The organism is Pseudomonas sp. Pseusp21 (assembly GCF_059492145.1).
Map to the genome: position 1 here is coordinate 4163904 of NZ_CP168520.1, position 18155 is coordinate 4182058.

At 64.5% G+C, this 18155-nt stretch carries 20 protein-coding genes; all 20 read right to left on the reverse strand.

Going from position 1 to position 18155, the window contains the following annotated elements:
* Positions 1 to 13 precede the first annotated feature (13 nt).
* From ACEN93_RS19015 to ACEN93_RS19110, 20 genes are read right to left on the reverse strand one after another with little or no spacing between them, the layout of a single operon-like run.
* Complete coding sequence (locus ACEN93_RS19015; protein ID WP_085611127.1) at positions 14 to 1249, reverse strand: beta-ketoacyl-ACP synthase; 1236 nt, start codon at positions 1247 to 1249, stop codon at positions 14 to 16.
* On the reverse strand, positions 1249 to 1977 hold the full coding sequence (gene fabG, locus ACEN93_RS19020; RefSeq protein ID WP_085648023.1) for a 3-oxoacyl-ACP reductase FabG: 729 nt from the start codon (positions 1975 to 1977) through the stop codon (positions 1249 to 1251). The genes ACEN93_RS19015 and fabG overlap by 1 nt, the downstream gene beginning before the upstream one ends.
* Entirely contained in the window at positions 1970 to 2449 is a 480-nt protein-coding gene (locus ACEN93_RS19025; RefSeq protein WP_039766461.1) for a hotdog family protein, read from the reverse strand. The genes fabG and ACEN93_RS19025 overlap by 8 nt, the downstream gene beginning before the upstream one ends.
* The gene (locus ACEN93_RS19030; RefSeq protein ID WP_495610373.1) at positions 2446 to 3642 is read right to left on the reverse strand and encodes a beta-ketoacyl-[acyl-carrier-protein] synthase family protein; all 1197 of its coding nucleotides are present in this window, start codon (positions 3640 to 3642) and stop codon (positions 2446 to 2448) included. Before ACEN93_RS19030 ends, ACEN93_RS19025 begins: the two co-directional genes overlap by 4 nt.
* Positions 3639 to 4121, reverse strand: a complete 483-nt coding sequence (locus ACEN93_RS19035) for a hypothetical protein (RefSeq protein ID WP_495610374.1) — start codon at positions 4119 to 4121, stop codon at positions 3639 to 3641. Before ACEN93_RS19035 ends, ACEN93_RS19030 begins: the two co-directional genes overlap by 4 nt.
* The gene (locus ACEN93_RS19040) at positions 4121 to 4846 is read right to left on the reverse strand and encodes a class I SAM-dependent methyltransferase (protein WP_495610375.1); all 726 of its coding nucleotides are present in this window, start codon (positions 4844 to 4846) and stop codon (positions 4121 to 4123) included. Before ACEN93_RS19040 ends, ACEN93_RS19035 begins: the two co-directional genes overlap by 1 nt.
* Positions 4843 to 6090 carry an NAD(P)/FAD-dependent oxidoreductase gene (locus ACEN93_RS19045; RefSeq protein ID WP_495610376.1) on the reverse strand — a complete coding sequence of 416 codons (1248 nt, stop codon included), beginning with the start codon at positions 6088 to 6090 and terminating at the stop codon, positions 4843 to 4845. The genes ACEN93_RS19040 and ACEN93_RS19045 overlap by 4 nt, the downstream gene beginning before the upstream one ends.
* Positions 6077 to 7237 (reverse strand): cation:proton antiporter, encoded by a 1161-nt coding sequence (locus ACEN93_RS19050; RefSeq protein ID WP_085667696.1) that lies wholly within the window; start codon positions 7235 to 7237, stop codon positions 6077 to 6079. The genes ACEN93_RS19045 and ACEN93_RS19050 overlap by 14 nt, the downstream gene beginning before the upstream one ends.
* On the reverse strand, positions 7234 to 9573 hold the full coding sequence (locus tag ACEN93_RS19055) for an MMPL family transporter (RefSeq protein WP_495610377.1): 2340 nt from the start codon (positions 9571 to 9573) through the stop codon (positions 7234 to 7236). Before ACEN93_RS19055 ends, ACEN93_RS19050 begins: the two co-directional genes overlap by 4 nt.
* A complete protein-coding gene (locus ACEN93_RS19060) occupies positions 9557 to 10159 on the reverse strand; it encodes an outer membrane lipoprotein carrier protein LolA (RefSeq protein ID WP_495610378.1) in 603 nt (200 codons plus the stop codon). The genes ACEN93_RS19055 and ACEN93_RS19060 overlap by 17 nt, the downstream gene beginning before the upstream one ends.
* Entirely contained in the window at positions 10156 to 10581 is a 426-nt protein-coding gene (locus ACEN93_RS19065; RefSeq protein WP_011332100.1) for an acyl-CoA thioesterase, read from the reverse strand. Before ACEN93_RS19065 ends, ACEN93_RS19060 begins: the two co-directional genes overlap by 4 nt.
* Positions 10574 to 12118: an HAL/PAL/TAL family ammonia-lyase gene (locus ACEN93_RS19070; RefSeq protein ID WP_495610379.1), complete on the reverse strand. Its 1545-nt coding sequence runs from the start codon at positions 12116 to 12118 to the stop codon at positions 10574 to 10576. The genes ACEN93_RS19065 and ACEN93_RS19070 overlap by 8 nt, the downstream gene beginning before the upstream one ends.
* Entirely contained in the window at positions 12099 to 13046 is a 948-nt protein-coding gene (locus tag ACEN93_RS19075; RefSeq protein WP_039766474.1) for a lysophospholipid acyltransferase family protein, read from the reverse strand. Before ACEN93_RS19075 ends, ACEN93_RS19070 begins: the two co-directional genes overlap by 20 nt.
* Positions 13043 to 13777 (reverse strand): glycosyltransferase family 2 protein, encoded by a 735-nt coding sequence (locus tag ACEN93_RS19080; protein ID WP_039766475.1) that lies wholly within the window; start codon positions 13775 to 13777, stop codon positions 13043 to 13045. Before ACEN93_RS19080 ends, ACEN93_RS19075 begins: the two co-directional genes overlap by 4 nt.
* Positions 13770 to 15449, reverse strand: a complete 1680-nt coding sequence (locus ACEN93_RS19085) for an ApeI family dehydratase (protein WP_495610380.1) — start codon at positions 15447 to 15449, stop codon at positions 13770 to 13772. Before ACEN93_RS19085 ends, ACEN93_RS19080 begins: the two co-directional genes overlap by 8 nt.
* Positions 15446 to 15991: a COG4648 family protein gene (locus ACEN93_RS19090; RefSeq protein ID WP_011332105.1), complete on the reverse strand. Its 546-nt coding sequence runs from the start codon at positions 15989 to 15991 to the stop codon at positions 15446 to 15448. Before ACEN93_RS19090 ends, ACEN93_RS19085 begins: the two co-directional genes overlap by 4 nt.
* Entirely contained in the window at positions 15988 to 16242 is a 255-nt protein-coding gene (locus ACEN93_RS19095) for an acyl carrier protein (protein ID WP_007947135.1), read from the reverse strand. The genes ACEN93_RS19090 and ACEN93_RS19095 overlap by 4 nt, the downstream gene beginning before the upstream one ends.
* A gap of 9 nt (positions 16243 to 16251) precedes the next feature.
* Complete coding sequence (locus tag ACEN93_RS19100; RefSeq protein ID WP_007952344.1) at positions 16252 to 16512, reverse strand: phosphopantetheine-binding protein; 261 nt, start codon at positions 16510 to 16512, stop codon at positions 16252 to 16254.
* Complete coding sequence (locus ACEN93_RS19105) at positions 16493 to 17302, reverse strand: lysophospholipid acyltransferase family protein (protein ID WP_163973893.1); 810 nt, start codon at positions 17300 to 17302, stop codon at positions 16493 to 16495. The genes ACEN93_RS19100 and ACEN93_RS19105 overlap by 20 nt, the downstream gene beginning before the upstream one ends.
* Complete coding sequence (locus ACEN93_RS19110; RefSeq protein ID WP_064592952.1) at positions 17278 to 18003, reverse strand: beta-ketoacyl synthase chain length factor; 726 nt, start codon at positions 18001 to 18003, stop codon at positions 17278 to 17280. Before ACEN93_RS19110 ends, ACEN93_RS19105 begins: the two co-directional genes overlap by 25 nt.
* Positions 18004 to 18155 lie beyond the last annotated feature (152 nt).

An 18155-nucleotide genomic window follows, 5' to 3' on the forward strand; every position in this document is an offset into this window, starting at 1 on the left:
TCCTTGACCTGGATTAATTCGGTTGTGGCCAGCGACGGAAAATCAGCGAGGTGTTGACCCCGCCGAAAGCGAAGTTGTTGTTCATCACGTATTCGTGGCTCATCTGGCGGAACTCGCCGCGCAGGTAGTCGAGCTTGCCGCAGTGCGGATCGACCTCGTCGAGGTTGAGCGTGTGCACATACAGGTCGCGGTTGAGCATCTCGATGCTGAACCACGATTCCAGCGCCCCGCAGGCGCCGAGGGTGTGGCCCAGGAAGCTCTTTTGCGAACTGATCGGCATGCGTTCGCCGAACAGGGCACTGGTGGCCAGGGTTTCGGCGACATCGCCCTGTTCGGTGGCGGTGCCGTGGCCGTTGACGTAGCCGATGACGTCCGGCGCAAGGCCTGCGTCTTCCAGCGCCAGTTCCATTGCCCGGCGCATGGTGACTTGTTCGGGGCGGGTGGTGTGCTGGCCGTCGGCGTTGCTGCCGAAACCGACGATCTCGGCGTGAATGTGCGCACCGCGAGCCAGGGCGTGTTCCAGCTCTTCGAGCACCAGCATGCCGCCGCCCTCGCCGATCACCAGACCGTCGCGGCCCTTGTCGTACGGGCGTGGCGAGGTGTGCGGTGCATCATTTTTCAGGCTGGTGGCGTACAGCGCGTCGAACACCATGGCTTCGGTCGGGCACAGCTCTTCGGCGCCGCCGGCGAGCATCAGTGGCAGACGACCGAACTTGATCGCCTCGTAGGCATAACCGATGCCCTGGCTGCCGCTGGTGCAGGCGCTGGAGGTCGGGATCAAGCGGCCGGTGAGGCCGAAGAAGATGCTGATGTTCGCCGCCGTGGTGTGCGGCATCATCCGCACATAGGAGTTTGCGTTGAGGCCTTCGGCCACCGAGTTGAGCAGCATGTTGCCGAACGCCTTGATCTCGTCGGTGCTGCCGGTGGACGAACCGCAGGCCACGCCCATGCGCCCGTCCTTGATCGACTCGTCGCCGAGCAGGCCGGCATCGGCCAGCGCTTTTTCCGCCGCGCCGACAGCCAGGCGCGAGACCCGGCCCATGCTGCGCAATTGTTTGCGAGTCCAGTGCGCCGGCACCTGGAAATCGTCGATGGGCCCGGCCAGACGGGTGTTGAGTTCGCTGAAGCGATCCCACTCGTCCATCCGGCGGATGCCGCTGCGGTTGGCGGCAAAATTGCCGGCGATGGTGTCCCAGTCGCTGCCCAGCGAGGTAATGCCGGCCATGCCGGTGACGACGACGCGCTTCATCAACACAAGCCTCCGTTGACCGCCAGCACCTGGCGGGTGATGTACGACGCTTCCGCCGACATCAGGAAATTCACCGCACCGGCCACCTCTTCAGGCGTGCCCATGCGTTGTGCGGGGATCATTTTCAGCAGTTCTTCCACCGGCACGTTTTCATCGAGCATCGCCGTGTCGATCAAGCCCGGCGCGACGCAATTGACCGTGATCTTGCGCTTGGCCAGTTCGATCGCCAAGGCTTTCGCGGCGCCGATCACACCGGCCTTCGAGGCGCTGTAATTGACCTGGCCACGGTTGCCGATCAGCCCCGACACCGAGGTAATGCACACGATGCGACCCGCGGCGCGGCGGCGGATCATCGGCATCATCACCGGGTGCAGGACGTTGTAGAAACCGTCGAGGTTGGTACGCAGCACCACGTCCCAGTCGTCGTCGCTCAGAGCCGGAAAGGCGCCGTCGCGGGTCAGGCCGGCATTGAGCACCACGCCGTAGTAGGCGCCGTGGGCTTCGACATCGGCTTCGAGGATGGCTTTACAGGTTTCGCGGTCAGCCACGTCGAATTGCAGGATGCGCGCTTGGCGGCCCAGGGCCTGGATTTCAGCCTGCACCGCCTGCGCGTCGCTCAGACCACTGCGGCAATGCACGACGATGTCATGCCCGGCCTGAGCCAGACGCAGGGCGATGGCGCGGCCGATGCCACGGCTGGAGCCGGTGACCAGTATTGATTCAGTCATCGTTCGACTCCTTGTTGGTTTCGTCGCGGGTTTGTTCCAGATAGTCCGCCGCATGGGGCGGGCGGAACACGTTCAGCCGGGCGCTGGCCTCGATGCCGGGCGCGTTGATATGGCATTCGAATACGCCCATGCCGTTGTCGTCTTCCAGCGAGCGCAGGCCATGGATGGTCAGTTCGCTGCCAACCGGAAAGGCCGCGACATTGCATTCGAACTTGCGTGTGCCGAGCAGAAAGCCCAGCTCCACCGGGTTGCCTTTCTGCCGCGCATGGCAGCCGGCGAACGCGGCGACGCTTTGCGCCATCAGCTCGATGCCGACCCACGCCGGCAGGCTGCCGTCGGGCAGGCTGAACAGGCCGCCGGGGCGGACGGTGAGGGTGGTGTGGATCTGTTCGTCGTCAAAGCTCAGGATCCGGTCGATCAGGATCATGTCGCCAGCGTGGGGCAGCAGTTCGGCGAGCGGCCAGTGGCTCATGGGGCATCTCCGATAATCAGGCTGACGTTATTGCCACCGAAGGCAAACGAGTTGCTCATCAGGTAGCGGGGAGCAATGGACGCCAGGCGTTCGCTTGCGGTCACCCACTTCAGCGCTGGCAGGTCGGGATCTGGCTGGCCATCCCAGACGTGCGGCGGCAAGGCGTGGTCGGGGTTGTCGGCACTCAGGCTCAACCAGCAGAACGCCGCTTCCAGTGCGCCGGCGGCGCCGAGGGTGTGGCCGGTCATCGGTTTGGTCGAGGAACACGGTACGCCTTCGGGAAACAGCGCGGCGACGGCCAGACTTTCCATCGCGTCGTTGTGCTGGGTCGCGGTGCCGTGCAGGTTCAGGTAACTGATGTCGCCGGCTTGCAGATGGGCTTGGTCGAGCGCCTTCTGCATCGATTGCAGGGCGCCACGGCCGGTCGGTTCCGGTGCGGAAATGTGGTGCGCGTCGGAGCTGGCGCCGGCGCCGAGCAGGGCGATGCCCGGCCCAGCACCGCGCTGTTTGCTCATCACGAACAGCACCGCCGCTTCGCCGATGTTGATGCCGTTGCGGTTGGCGGAAAACGGATTGCAGCGCTCGTCCGACACCGCTTCCAGCGCACTGAAACCGTTGAGGGTCAGTTTGCACAGGCTGTCGACACCGCCGCACAGCACCGCGTCGCACAGGCCCAGATCGAGCAGGCGTCGGGCGCTCATCAGCGCGCGTGCGCTGGAGGTGCAGGCAGTGGAAATCACATAGGTCGGGCCGCTCAGTTGCAGCCAGTCGGCGAGGAAGTTCGCCGGTGCGCCGAGCTCCTGTTGCCGGTAGTCGTAATCCGCCGGGAACTGGTGGTCACGAATGTAGTGCGCCAGGCCACGGCTGGCTTCGTCGATACCGGAAGTGCTGGTGCCGAGCACCACGCCGATGCGGTCGCGGCCGTAAGTCTGGATCGCCTGCTCGATGTCATCGCGAATCTGCAACGCGGCTTCCAGCAGCAGTTGGTTGTTGCGGCTGCGCTGGTCGGCCAATGCATCGGGAATCGGCGCCAGATCGCCGTGCACGGCGGCCACCGGCAGCTCGCGCTCCGGCACCCAGCCGGACTCGCGGCGCATGCCTGAACAGTCGCCGGCAAACAGGTTGCGTGCCACGGCTGGCTTGTCGCGCCCCAGGGCGCAGATCACGCCGAGGGCATTGAGGTAGGCGGTCATGACGTCGGTTCACCGAGTGGCGTTACGCGATAGTGCGGGCCTTGTGGCAGGTTCAATTCGAAGCTCAAGGGTTGGGTGTAACGGATGTCCCAGCGCGCCGGCAGGGAACGTTGGCCGTCCTGTTGCTGCGCGTCGGGGTAGTTGCGCGACAGCTCGCCCGCCGGGGTCAGGGCGAACAGCAGCGCGGCGAACAGCTCCCGGGCTTCCGGGTTGGGCGGCAGCAGGCCGTCGGCCTGCCAGTGTCCGTCGATCAATTGCTGACGGGCCTGGGGAATGCCCAGCGGATCCATCATCGACCAGCGGATGCCGGGCCCTTCGCGCTGGATCACCAGCAACCAGTCTTGCTGTTGCCCGGCCAGGTGACGTTCGATATGCAATTGCATCGGCAGCGGCAGGTTCGGGTTGCCGGCCGGCAGCGGCGCCTGACTGGCGCAGGCACCGAGCAGCAGGACGCAGGCGAGCAGCAGAACACGCAACATCAGACAGCCTCGTTCAAGGATTTGCGGGCCACCACGTTGACCAGGGTTTCTTCCCGCTGGCCAAAGGGCTTGGGCTGGCGCAGACCGAAACGTTCGAGCAGACCGAAATCCTTCGACCGGCTCCACCACAGATACGGGTACGAAACGTTCTGTTCGCCGAACTCGAAACCCTGCTGGCGAATCATCTCCAGGTACTGCGCCGCGCTCTTTTGCACGTGCATCGGATGACGGAACAGCCAGCGAATCACCCACGTATCAATGTAAGCCTCGGTGGACTCGGCGAACAGCAGATAACCACCCGGCTTGAGCACCCGATAGAACTCGGCCAGGGCCTTTTCCTGCTCCACCAGATGATGGAAGGTCTGGTGACAGAACAGCAGGTCGACGCTGGCGTCCGGGACATTGAGGGTCGCGCAGTCGCTGCCGATCAGCTCGACGTCGAAGCCCAGACGCGCCGCCTCGGCGGCGCTCAGTTCAAGGCTGTGCGGGTCGGCATCGACGCCGATCAGGCGCTGTGGCGCGAAGGTCTGGCGCAGGTGACCGAACGACTTGCCCTGACCGCAGCCGGCATCCAGCAGCACCGGATTGTCTGGCAACGATTCGCTGAACAGCCCGCGCAGATCGTTGATTGCCACGCGCAGCACATGGTGCTGCCAAGTGTGGCTGCGCAGGAACCAGAAGCCGAAGCGGGTTTCCTCGACGTAGTTGTCGCTCAGGTAATTCATGTGTCGTCCCTTGCACAGAGTTCGGAGATCGTCTTCAACCGACGGCGCGCTTCACTGACGAACGGGTTGCGTTCGTCCCAGGCGTAGCCGGCGAGGATCGAGCAGATCATGCGGCGGATTTCCGGCGAGCCTTGCTCGTGGAAAATCACGTCCTGGAAAGTGCCGGCGTACCAGCCTTCGACGTAGCAGCGGAACGTGTCGACCCCGCGTTTCAGCGGCTCGGCGAATTCCCGTTGCCAGTCCACCGTTTCGCCCTGCAACTGTCGATGCAGCACAGCGGCGGCCATGCTCGCCGAACGCATGGCGATGGTCACGCCCGAAGAGAAAACCGGGTCGAGAAATTCCGCCGCGTTACCCAGCAGCGCAAAACCCGGGCCGTGCAGGGTTTTGACGTTGGCCGCATAGCCGCCGAGAGTGCGCGCCGGGGTGTCCCACACGGCGTTGTTCAGCACCTTGGCCAGGCTCGGGGTTTCGGCGATGAAACCGCGCAGGCAGGCGTCGAGGTCGGCATCGCGACCTGCGAAATGTTCAGCGGCAGCCACCACGCCGACGGAGCAGCGACCGTTGCTGAACGGGATCGACCAGAACCAGATATCGCGGTGCTGCGGGTGGGTGGTGATGAGGATTTTTTCCCGGTCGAAACCGGGGTGATCGATGTGGTCCTCGACGTGAGTGAACACGGCCTGGCGAACCGGGAAATTCGACGGCGCTTCCAGGTCGAGCAGGCGTGACAGCACGCGGCCGTAGCCGCTGGCATCGAGGACAAAATCGGCTTCGACGCGGTACTCGCTGGCGTCTTCGCGGCGCACATTCAGCTGTGGTCGCGGACGTTCGAAGTCGACGCTGACAATCGCGTCGCCGTAGCGGATTTCCGCGCCCTGCAATGCCGCCTGATCGGCCAGCAACTTGTCGAAGTCGGCGCGTTGCACCTGCAGCGTCGTGGGCTTGCCGGCGGTGAAGGTGTCGCCAAAATCGAAGGCGCTGTAGCGCTCGCCCCAGGCGAACGCCGCACCGTTCTTGTGTTGGAAACCGGCGGCATTCACCGCCTCGAGCATGCCGGCCTCTTCGACGAAATCCAGGCAATGGCAGAGCAGGCTTTCACCGATGGAGAACCTCGGGAAATGCTGACGCTCGATCACCAGCACGTCGTGCCCCTTGCGCTTGAGCAATGCGGCGGCGATGGCGCCGGAGGGGCCGGCGCCGATGATCACGACCTGACGGGATTCCATTTCAACGATTGGCACGTGAGCTCCTGGGTACGGCAATAGGGTTCAGTGACGCCCGGTGCAGGCCGATGAAGGCCGGCAACAGCGTCGCGATCAGACCCATCAGCATCAGCGCAAAGTACAGCGCCGGGCTGATGAGTTGTTGTTGCAACAGCAGGTTGAGAAAAACGATTTCGCTCAAGCCGCGAATATTCAGCAGCACGCTTTCGCGCCAGCGGCTGGCGCCTGCGAATGACGCGCCGGCCCAGCCGAGGCCGAGCCAGTTGCCCAGGATTTTGCTGGCGACCGGCAACAGCAGCAGCGCCGCCCATTGCACGGTACCGAGGCTGGCAAGGGCGCTGTGCACGTCGATCTGGACGATGCCGAAAGTCAGGATCAGCGGAATTGCGACCCACGTCTGCAAGCGGTTCATCCAGTGCGCCGGCAGCGGCAACACCAATGGCACCTTGAGCGCGGCCATGCACAGCAGATAACCGATGCCGAAAATCAGTGCGTTGAGTTTGTAGTGTTCGGCCAGCACCAACAGCGCAAAGAAGCCGAGGCTGTAGGTCAATGGACGGCGGATGCCGAACACCCGCAGCAGCACGGGTACGCAGGCCATCCCCAGCGGCAGCAACAGACTGCTCAGGTGCAGGCTGCCCTGAGCGAGGCCGAACAGGGTCCAGCAGGTCAGGTCGATCAGGATCGCGGTCTGCACCAGACGCCGAGTGGCGGCGGGCGGGTAGTCGATGTGACGCAGGTACAGATACAACACCGGGATCGCAGTGATGGCGAACACCAGACCGATCGCCAGCGAGTTGATCCACGGCTGCGTCGGCAACAGCCAGTACGCCGTCGCCAGACCGCAGGCGAACGGCACGGCGAAACTCGGCAGGGCGATCTTCACGCTCTGACGGTCCAGGCGCAGGTCGATCACGTCACTGAGGATGTGCCCCAGCAACAGGGCGAAGCTCAGGCTGTAGAGGTTTTTCAGCCAGCCCGGCGCGATCAGTTCGGCGCCGTTGAGTTGCCAGCCGGGTTCGATCCAGAAGTACATCAGCAGCGGCAGGCCGAAGCTGGCCAGCAGCAATTGACTGACGATCGGGATCAGCCCGAAATGCCGGCCGACCCGGGTGGCGACGAAGAACAGTGCCAGGGCCATCAGCCAGAAAATCATCACCATCATGCTGCAGGCTCCGTGACGGCAACCGCATGGGCCTGACGCCCGGCCCACGGCGCGAGCATGAAGCTGAACGCCAGACCGAGGCTCACCGACAGACCGAAGTTGCTCACCGCCGGGGTGCTCGACACCGCCAGCAGGCCGAACGACAGCCAGGTGGTGGCGGCCGCGAGCAAGGTGCCGAGCAGGCTGACGGCTGCGCCGCCGACCTGCTCGCGCATGAGGATCGCGTAGTCGACGCTGATCGCCGTTACCAGCAACAGGCCGAACAGGCTGAACAGGGTCAGCGGCTGGCCGAGCCAGCCCAGGCTTGCGAGGCTGCACAGCGCAGCGAGCAGCGGCAGGGCGACGATCCGCAGCGCGCCGCCGAGACCGAACGGCAGCATCAGCACCAGCACGATCAATACGCAGGACGCGAGTTTCAGCTCAGCAGCGCTGATCTGGGTCTGGGCGAACACCTTGTTCAGATCGCCGAGCCGGTCCACCAGCATCACGCCGGGCAGGTCCAGCGCCTGCACCCGCAGCAGCGACGGATTGTTCAGGCCTTGCAGGCTGACCATCGCTGCCACGCCGTCCTCGGTCGGGCCGAGCCACAGCGTGCGGTAGGGCTCGCCGAGCGGTCCGGCCAGTGCTGCATCGATGTCCTCGGCGGGCAGGGCCTGCAACTGTTGCAGCTCGGTTTGCAGCGCCGCCAGCGGCACGCCGACCTCCAGCAACGGCTGCCAGAACTGCGGCAACTTGCTCAGCGCCTCACGCACTTGTTGCTGCTGAGACGGCGGGCTGACCAGTTGATTGAGCGCCAGATAACCCTGCAACTTGTCGAGGTTGACCAGTTGATCCAGCCGCTCGCTCAGGGCTGCTTGCCGTTCCAGCAATTGCTGCTGATCGGCGGCGCGCACCAGGAAGAACTGGCTGGTCGGCTGATAGCCGGTAATCCGCGCGATGGTCTGCGCCTCATCGGTCAGACGTTGCGGCGCACCGACCCACTGGCGGATGTCGTTCCTGCTCTCCAGTTGCAGCAGGCCACCGACGCAGAAGGCGATCAGCAGGGCCAGCAATACCGGCGTTCTGACGTGGTCGAGCAGGTTTTCCCGCAACCGCACCAAGCGCTCGGCCAGTTGCAGCGGCCATTGCGCCGGGCGCAGTTCGACGTTTTTCAGCAGCGCCGGCAACAGGCACACCGCCGACAGGTAGGCGCCGAGCAAACCGGCGGCGGAGAACACGGCGATCTGGGTCAGGGCCGGGAAGGGCGTCCAGGCCAGTGCCAGGTAACCGATGGCGCTGGTGATCAGGCTCAATGTCAGCCCGGACAGGGTCAGGCGCAACGCCGGCCAGCTGTGCCACGGCTTGAGGCTCCAGCTCTTGGACAGGTAGTGCAGCGGGTAATCCACTGCCACGCCGATCAGGCTGGAACCGAGCACCAGGGTCATCACGTGCATGTGCCCGAACAGCGCGACACAGGCCACTGCGCCGAACAGCATGCCGACCAGCACCGGAATGAACGCCAGCAGCACCCGCCAGCGGCGGAAGGCGAGCAGCAACAGCAACAGGATGCCGATGGTGGCGCCGCCGCCGACCCAGGTCATTTCCCGGGTCGCCTGCTGCTGACCGTTGGCGGCGTACAGCAGGCCGCTGGCGGCCAGCAATTGCACGTCCGCGCGAGCCGCTTGCTCTCGGCTGTGTTGCAACAGGGCGGCGACTTGCAGCGGTTGATTCATGTCGAAGGCGCTGCCGGTGGTGCGTGCGCGCAGCAGCACCCAGCTCTTGCCATCGGCGTCGGCGATCAACGCGCCGCTGCCGATGTCCAGTTGCACCGCGCCATGTTGCGGCTGGCTGTTCTGGATGCGTCCGGTCAGGCCCAGCCAGTCGTCCTGGCTCGGCACCAGACTGAACCCGGTGAACGGGTCGAACAGCGCCTGTACCCGTTGCTGGATAAAGGCGTCGGGATGTTCGATCAGCAGTTGTCGGTCATCCGCCGAGAGCATCGCCAGCCGTCCTTGCAGCAGTTGCGTGCGCAGGGCCGGCAGATCGGCTTGCAGATTCCATTGGACCTTTTCGAACAACCCGCTGGCCTGCCATTGCTCGCCCAGGGTCTGGGCCATGGCGACGGCTTGCTGGCGATCGGCGTGGCCGACCAGCACCAGCATGTCGCGGTTGAGCGGTTCCTGCATGCGTTGTTCGGCGCGCAGTTCGAGGGCGTCCGGGTGGGTGCCGGGCACCAGTTCCATCAGGTTGGCCGACAGCGGCGCACCGTCGCGCCACTGCCAGGCGCCCAGTGCGACAACCGCCAGCAGCAGGATCAGGAACAGCCAGGGCAGCCTGCGTTCACTCGGCAAAGTCATGTTGCTCCGCGTCGCTCAGAGGTTGGCCGGCAGTGCTGTCCTGCATGCGCAGCACGGTGCTGTCACCCTGGGTTTCCAGCAGTTCGATGGTGTTCACCAACGCGCCGCCGCTGATGTTGATCTGATTGAACACCTGCTTGAGCAGCACCGAGCGCGGGGTCAGGGTCAGTTGCCATTGCTGCGCATCGCCGCTCAGGGCCAGTTCGAAATCCCGTTGCAGACCGCTGCTGTCGCCTTGCAGCACCGCCAGGAACAAGCGGTTCTGCTCGGCCCCGGCGCTCTTGTTCGGCAGCAGTTGCCAGCCGGTGGCATCACGCCGGGCGATACCCTTGGCGCTGATCCGGTAATCCTGTTGCAGCGGGGTTTTCAGCAGCCACAGCAAGCCGTGGTTTTTGGCAAGGACAAAACTGCCCTTGCTGATCAGCGGCTGGGGCAGGGCGCGCAGGTGTTTTTCCTGGATGAACCGGCCGTGGATCACGTCCGGCTTCGCCAGTTGCTCGCTCAACTGTTGCAGGTCGAAGGCGTCGGCCAGCGACGACAGCGTCAGCAGCGCCACGGCCCCAAGGGATTTCAACCACACATTCATCGCAGCATCCTTTCCACGGCATCGGTGAAGACTTTTGGCGAAGCCAGTTGCATCTCGCGGCTGCTCACTTCGACGGCGACCTGCACCGAGCTGGCGCGGGTCAGGCGTTCGCCTGTCTGGGCGTCGGTGATCAGGTAGTGGATCTTCAGGCGGTTTTCCCACTCCACCAGACTGGCGCGCACGTTCAGCCGTTGGCCGAACACCGCGCCGCGCACGTATCGCAGTTGCAGGTCGATCACCGGCCAGGCATAGCCCGAGTCGACCATCTGGTTGTAGTTGTGGCCGATCTTGTCGAGCAATGCGCAACGCGCCACTTCCAGGTATTTCACGTAATGGCCGTGCCAGACGACGTGCATGGTGTCGACGTCAAAGAACGGCACGAGGATTTCCGTATCGGCGTGAAGCACTCCGGCACTACGCATGCAGCCTCCAGTGTTGCTCGGCGATGCGTTGCAGGCACAGGCGCAATTCGCCTTCCAAGGCGCGGTCTTCGATCACCGGCGGGAAGTCCTGGGCCAGTTGTTCGTGCATGGTGGCCAGCGATGGCGGCAGCGGACGCGCGTCTGCATCGCGACCACGCAGCCACACGCCTTGATTGGCCGCCAGCAACGTGGCGGCGGCGACCTGTTCGGTCAGCTCCAGCACGCGAATGGCGTCGCGGGCGGCGATGGTACCCATGCTCACCTTGTCCTGGTTGTGGCACTCGGTGGAGCGCGAGAACACGCTGGCCGGCATGGTGTTTTTCAACGCTTCGGCAGTCCAGGCACTGGCGCCGATCTGCACGGCCTTGAAGCCGTGGTTGAGCATCGCGCGATCGACGCTGGCGCCGGACAGGTTGCTCGGCAAGCCGTGGTTGTAACGTTCGTCCACCAGCAGCGCGAGTTGTCGGTCGAGCAGGTCGGCGACGTTGGCCACGAGGTTTTTCAGGCTGTCCATGGCGAACGCGATATGTCCGCCGTAGAAGTGCCCGCCGTGTAGCACGCGCTCGGCTTCGGCGTCGATGATCGGGTTGTCGTTGGCGCTGTTGAGTTCGGTCTCGATGAACGAGCGCAGCCAGTTCAGGCTGTCGGCCAGCACGCCGAGCACGTGCGGTGCGCAGCGCAGCGAGTAGCGATCCTGCAAACGGTGCAGCGGCGCGGTCGGCGCGTCGATCGCCAGATCCTTGCGCAGCCACGCGGCGACCTGCATCTGCCCCGGATGCGGCTTGGCGGCGAACAGGCGCTCGTCGAAGTGCTCCGGATTGCCTTGCAGCGCCACCACGTTCAGCGCGGTGATGCGGGTGGCCAGTTGCAGCAGGTAATCGGCGCGGGCGTAAGCCAGGCAGGCCAGACCGGTCATCACGGCGGTGCCGTTCATCAGTGCCAGCGCTTCTTTCGGGCGCAGCACCAACGGCGTCCAGCCCAGTTCGCGGTGCACGTCGGCAGCCTGGCGGCGTTCGCCACGGAACATCACTTCACGCTCGCCGGACAGGGTCGCGGCGACGTAGGACAACGGCGTCAGATCGCCGCTGGCGCCCACCGAACCCTCTTCGGGGATCAGCGGCAGAATGTCGTGCTCGAGAAACGCATGCAGGCGTTCCAGCAGTTCGATGCGCACCCCGGACACGCCGTGGCACAGCGACTGCAAACGCGCCGCCAGCACCGCGCGGGTGGCCTGGGCGTCGAGCAATTTGCCCAGTCCGCAACCGTGGAACGTGTAGAGATGACGCGGCAGCGCCTCGACGTGATGCAGCGGCACCGCGACCACGCAGGAATCGCCGTAACCGGTGGTCACGCCATAGATCACGCCTTCCTTGTCCAGCAGCGAATCGAGGAACCGCGCGCCCTTGGCGATGCGTTCGCGATAAGGCGCGTCGCTCTGCAACTGCACGGGCGCCTGACGGTTGGCCAGGGCCAGCACGTCTTCGATGCGCAAAGGGCGTTCGCCGAAGGTGACCGGCTCAGGAGTTGGCGTTGTCATCGGTTTTCCAGAATGGGTAAAAGTTGAACCATTGGCACGGTGCTTCGAGGCAATAGTGACTCAGGCGTTGCGCATAGCGGGTGGCCCACTGATGAATGACCTGTTCGCGCTCGCGGCGTGACCACACCACGGCATCGGCGAACGGCTCGAGAGTCAGGCGATAGTGGCCGTCGGGCTGTTTCAGGCACATCAGCAGGTTGACCGGGCATTTCAGCAGGCCGGCCAGCAGCCACGGCCCTTGCGGGAACGGCGCCGGGTGACCGAGAAAGTCCACGGTCACGCTGCGCCCGCCATGCAGTGGCACGCGGTCGCCGGCAATCGCCAGCCACTCGCCGCGCTCCAGCCGTTCGTGCAGTTGCAGCATGATCACCGGGTCCAGCTCGCTGACCTGAATCAGTCGCAGGTTGGTCGCCCCGGCCTCGCCCAGCAGGCGATTGAATTGCTCGGCGTGCTTGGTGTGCACCAGCACGTTCATGGTGACCTTTTCGCCCAGCTCCGCCAGCGCCCGGCACACTTCGAGGTTGCCCAGATGCGCGCCCACCAGCATTTGCCCGCGACTGCCGCGCAACTGATTGCGCAACAGCGCCGGGTCGATGATTTCGATCTGCTCGATCTTCAGCTTGCCGTTCCACACGTCGAGCTTGTCGAGCAGCGAATCGGCGAATGCCATGAACTGGCGGAATACCCGCCAGCGGGTCGGACGCAATTCGTGGCGACCGCTCCAGTCGGCGAGGCGCTGCTGATACTGCCAGGCACTGCGCCGGGCGGTGCGGCCGAACAGGAAAAAGTACAGGACGATGCCGTACAGCAACGGGCTCAGCAGGCGTCGGCCAAGGACCTTGGCGGCGAACGCGGTGAATTTCATCAGCAGGAAACTGCCGCGCTCTTCGCGGTCGGCCCAGTGCTTCTTGTCGGTCTCGACGGTCATGCGCGCCACCGTCGCCAGAGGATCACGGGCAAGCGCAGCAACATGCCGAAGAACAGGCGCGTGTGCATGCTCGAGATCAGCACGTTGTCGTGGAACAGGCGAAAGTGCGACACGCCGTCCAGCGGGTAATGCACGCTGGTCTGCAACCAGCGCATCGGCTGATTGCGCCAGGCCAGGCGCACCAGAATGTCCGAGTCGAAATCCATGCGCTTGCCGATCCGCGCCGAGTCGATCACGCCCAGCGTCGGTTCCAGCGGATACACCCGGAAGCCGCACATCGAGTCGCGGATCTGCAGCGACAGGGTGTTGATCCACACCATCACGTGGGTCAGATAACGCGCATACAAACGGCCCTTGGGCACGCTGGCGTCGTACAGCGGATAACCACAGACCAGTGACTCGGGGTGGGCGCGGGATTCTTCGATGAACCGCGCGACATCCTGCAAGTCGTGCTGACCGTCGGCATCGACCTGCAAGGCATGGCTGAAGCCCAGCCGCGCCGCTTCACGCAGACCGGTCATCACCGCGCCGCCCTTGCCCTGATTGGCAGTGAGGCGCACCAGATAAACCCGCTCGCGCTCGGCCAGCGCGTCCAGCACCGCCGCGCAGGATTTGCTGCTGGCATCGTCCACCAGAATGCACGGCAGATCCTCGGCGAGCAGGGCGTCGACCACCGTGCCGATGGCGGTTTCGTGGTTGTAGACCGGGATCACGGCGCAAGGGTTATGCATCGCCAGCCCCCAGCAGAATCCGCCCGCTGGAGCAGGTGGCGGTGTCGTTGCGATAGGCGAAATACAATTTGCCGCGCTCCGGGTCGAAGCGCAGGTGCAACTGGATTTCATCGCCGGGGCGCACCAGTTGCTGGAATTTCAGCACTTCCATGCCGGCGAACGCGCCGGACAGGTTCAGCAGTTGCCGACCCAGGTTCAGCGCCCATTCGACCTGCACCACGCCGGGCAGCACCGGGGCCTTGGGGAAGTGGCCGCTGAAGTAGGCCAGGTCCGGCGGAACGCTCAATTGCAGGTTCCATTCGCCCTCGGTTTCGGCCTGTTCCAGAATCTCCGGCGCTTTCGGCCGTGGTGCCAGCAGCAAGGCTTCGACGTCGGCCTGAGGCAACTTGCCCTGCGAGTTCAGCGGCAACTGTCGCAGCAGGCGCCAGCGGCGGGGCAGGGCCAGGGCTTCGCAGTGGTCGCCGAGATGACGGCGCAGGGTTTCGGTCAGGCTGCGGCGACCGTGTTCGCGCAGGGCAAACAGGCCCGATTCGCTGAGCACCAGCAGAGCGCCGAGGGATGCGCGGTTTTCCTGCACCACGCCCAGACGCGCTTCGGCAACCCAGTCGTGAGCCACCAGCGCCTGTTCAAGCATCGGCAGGGAAATACGTTTTTCTTCGAGTTTGACGATCCGGTCGAGCCGACCGAGCAATTCAAAGCGGCCATCGGCCTGAATGCGCGCCGCATCGGCGGTGTGTTCGACATGCCCGGCGGGCAGATAGGGCGATGCGATCAGCAAGGCACCGTCGCTGTCCTGGCTCAACTCGACGCCGGCAAACGGCTGCCACAACGATTCGCCCTGACGCCAGGCGATGCCGCCGGTTTCCGAGCTGCCGAGGATTTCCGTCGGCCATTGTCCCAGGCGTTGATGCAGGCTTTGTGCGGCGCCTGCCGGCAGTGCGCCGCCGGAGGAAAACACCCGGCGCACGGCGCTCAGGGCCGGCCAGTCGAGGTTGTCGCCCATACGTTTGAGCAGCGCCGGGCTGGCGACCCAGGCAAAGGTCGGGTGCTCGCGGCTGGCGCGTTGCAGGTCTTCCGGGAAAGCCAGTTGCTTGCGCAGGAACGGACGCCCGGCGCACAGCGGCCACAGCACGCGGAACAGCAAACCGTAAATGTGCTGGGTGGCGACGCTGCCAAGAATGCAGGCCTCACCGAGATCGGCGCCCCAGAGTTGCTCAAGGGCTTCGACTTCGTTGGCCAGTTGCCGCAGGGATTTGTCGATGCGCTTTGGTTCGCCGCTGGAGCCGGAGGTGCACAGACTCAGGCGGCACTGGTCGAGATCCAGTTCGGCGGCGGGCAGGGCCGGTTGCAGCAGATCGCTCAGGCGAGCGTCACCGGCCTGATCGGTCAGCCACAGATCGACGTCGTTCGACCAGCGCTGGCGGGTTTGCGCTTGCAGATCCGAAGGCAGCAATACGCTGACCCCGGCGCGCCAGGCACCGAGCAGGGCGATAGCCAGATCGGCGGCATCTTCAAGATGCACGGCCAGACGCTGCACGCCCTTGGCTTGCAGACCGGCGGCCAGGCCCAGGGCCTGTTCGCGCAGTTGTGCGTGATCGAGTGCCGGTGCGCTTGTTACAGCACGCGCCGGCAGGGCCTTGAGCAACAGCTGCTCAAGTTTTATCCAATTCATGGGCGACCTCTTACCCGTTGTCGTATCAGCCATTCAATGGCAAACATCAGGCCGATCAATCCGTAGGAGATCAGGCCGGTGTACAACATCCACCAGTTCAGCGGCGCCCACAGTGTCAGCAGGGCGGCGCACAAACCGTTGCAAAAGAAAAACACGCTCCAGGCCACGGTGACCTGGCGGGTGTAACGAATCGCCTTGGGCGGCAGTTGCGGTTCACGCAGGCGCGCCAGACGCTCGACCATCGGCGGGCCGTATTTCAGGCTCAGGCTGAACAGCACCAGCATGAAGCCGCTGATCAGCACCGGGTACCAGCGCAACAGCAAAGGGCTGTCGAACACTGCCAGCAGCAGGCAGAACACGATCGCCACGAAGGCCATCCACAGGCTGCCGGGCTTGCGTTCGCCGGTCAGCGCCCGGGCCAGCCACAGGCCGCCCAGCAGCAGGCCGAACTGCCATGGTGCGAAATGCTCCATGCCGAAATACACCGCAAAGGGGTAAAGCAGGCCTGCCAGCAGCAGGCCGAGGCCGATCAGTCGGCTCATGCGGCCGGTTGAACCAGACGGTAGACCGCCTCGACCACGTCGCTGACGGTGCGCACCGACTTGAACTCCTCGGCAGCGATTTTCTTGCCGGTCTGGCGCTTGATGTGATCGATCAGGTCGACGGCGTCGATGCTGTCGATTTCCAGATCCTGATACAGGTTGGATTCCAGGCTCACGCGGGCCGGGTCCAGTTCGAACAGCTCGACCAGGGCATCGCGCAGGGTGTTGAAAATGTCGTCACGAGTTTGCATGGTCCGGTCTCAAGCTGCCTGTTTTGCCGTGACGAACGCCGCAAGGCTCGCCACGTTGGAGAAATGGTTACGGGTGTCCTTGGCGTCGGCGTCGATCTTGATGCCGTACTTTTTCTGGATCGCCAGGCCGAGCTCCAGGGCGTCGACGGAATCCAGGCCCAGGCCTTCGCCGAACAGCGTCTGGTCGTCGCCGATGTCCTCTGCGCTGATGTCTTCGAGGCCCAGGGCGTCGATGATCAGCTCTTTGATGTCACGGTTTAGATCGCTCATCTTCGGCGAGCTCCTTGATAAAGAATTGGTGCAAATAGTCGTTGAGCTTGCGCGAAGCCTGTGGCGCTGGCCCCTGCGCGGCGAAAGTCTGTGGGTCTATATCGGCCCCGACGTGAAAACTGAAGTGCACGCGGCGACTGGGAATGCGATACCAGGGCTCGGCTTTGGTCAGGGTGGTCGGATTGACCTTGATCACCACCGGGGTGAGGATTTTCGCACCGCGCAGCGCGATGGCCGCCGCGCCCCGATGAAAGGCCGGCGCCTGACCTGGCTGGGTGCGGGTGCCTTCGGGAAAAATGATCAGGGTCTGCCCGCTCTGCAATGCGCCGGCGGCGGCGTCGAGCATGTCCATGCTGCCGTCGTTGCTGATGTATTCGGTGCTGCGCAGCGGGCCGCGAGTGAAGGGGTTTTCCCACAGGCTTTTCTTCACCACGCAATTGGCCCCGCGCACCAGACCGATCAGGAATACCACGTCGATCAGCGACGGGTGGTTGGCGATGATCATCTGCCCCGGACGGCCGAGCCGTTCGGCGCCCTGGATGTCGTAGGTCAGCACGCCGGTACGGGCCATGAACCGGACGAAAAACCAGAACAGCCGACTGACGGTCTGGCGTGCCCGCTCGCGATGCGTAATGGCGTCGCCCGGCAGGCAACCGAGCAATGGAAATACCAGCAGGCGCAGGCACAGACCACCGAGCCCGAACAGGGCGAAGCTGGTGGCAGTGGCCAGCAGACGCCAGTAATAGGCGTCGCGGTTTTTTCCGATCACGGGTTGCGTTGCCAGGTCCATAGACGATTCTTCCAGGCATGTTGGCAATGGGGTTGCTGACCGAGCAGGGTTCGCAGCAGATTCAGTGCGTGGGGCCACTGCGGTTTTGACCGTGCTTGCGGGGCGCTGTTCAGGGTCAGCCGCCAGTCGGTACCGGGGGTGAGCAACAGCCCGACCGCGTAGGGAAACGGTACGTCGTCGATCCACGTCGAATAGGCTTCGGGCGGTTGTTCCTCGGTGATCACCAGCAGCACGGCGGGGGCCCCTTCGTTCAACAACGTCGCCGCTTCGAGCATGCCGTGTTCGAGGCCGTCGCCGGCCGCGGCGAGCGCGGTCATTTCGCTGGTTTCGCCACGCATGATCGACCACAGGCCGATGATCGCGTTGTGCACCGACAGGCTGAACTGGGTGGGCGACAGCGGCTGTTCGTTGGCCAGATCACTGAGAATTTCAAAGGTGCGCGGGGTTTCGCCGTGCCGGGAGACGAACACCAGCGGCAGGTTTTCCCGACCGTCGGCCAGCGGCCAGCCGACACTGAACGCCATCCGCGCCAGACGGCTGAGACGACGGCGCTGCATGGCCGGCAGAAACGAAACATCGGGTGCGGCATCGCTGCCTTCGAGCACGACCGGCTGTCGGCTCCAGGCTTGCCAGGCTTCCACACTGTCGAGCCCGGGAGCCCAGGCGCGCCATTGGGCGATGTTGAAGTTGATCACGGACATTTATCCCGCCCCTGCGGGCTGAGTTGACGCGGTTTCGCCAACGTCGCCGCTGAGCTGATTTAGCCTGAAATGGCATGGCGCGTGGCGCCGGGTGGCGCGCATTATCCCGGTGCGACGAGTGTGTAGCAAATGCTGGTTACGTTTTGAACGAC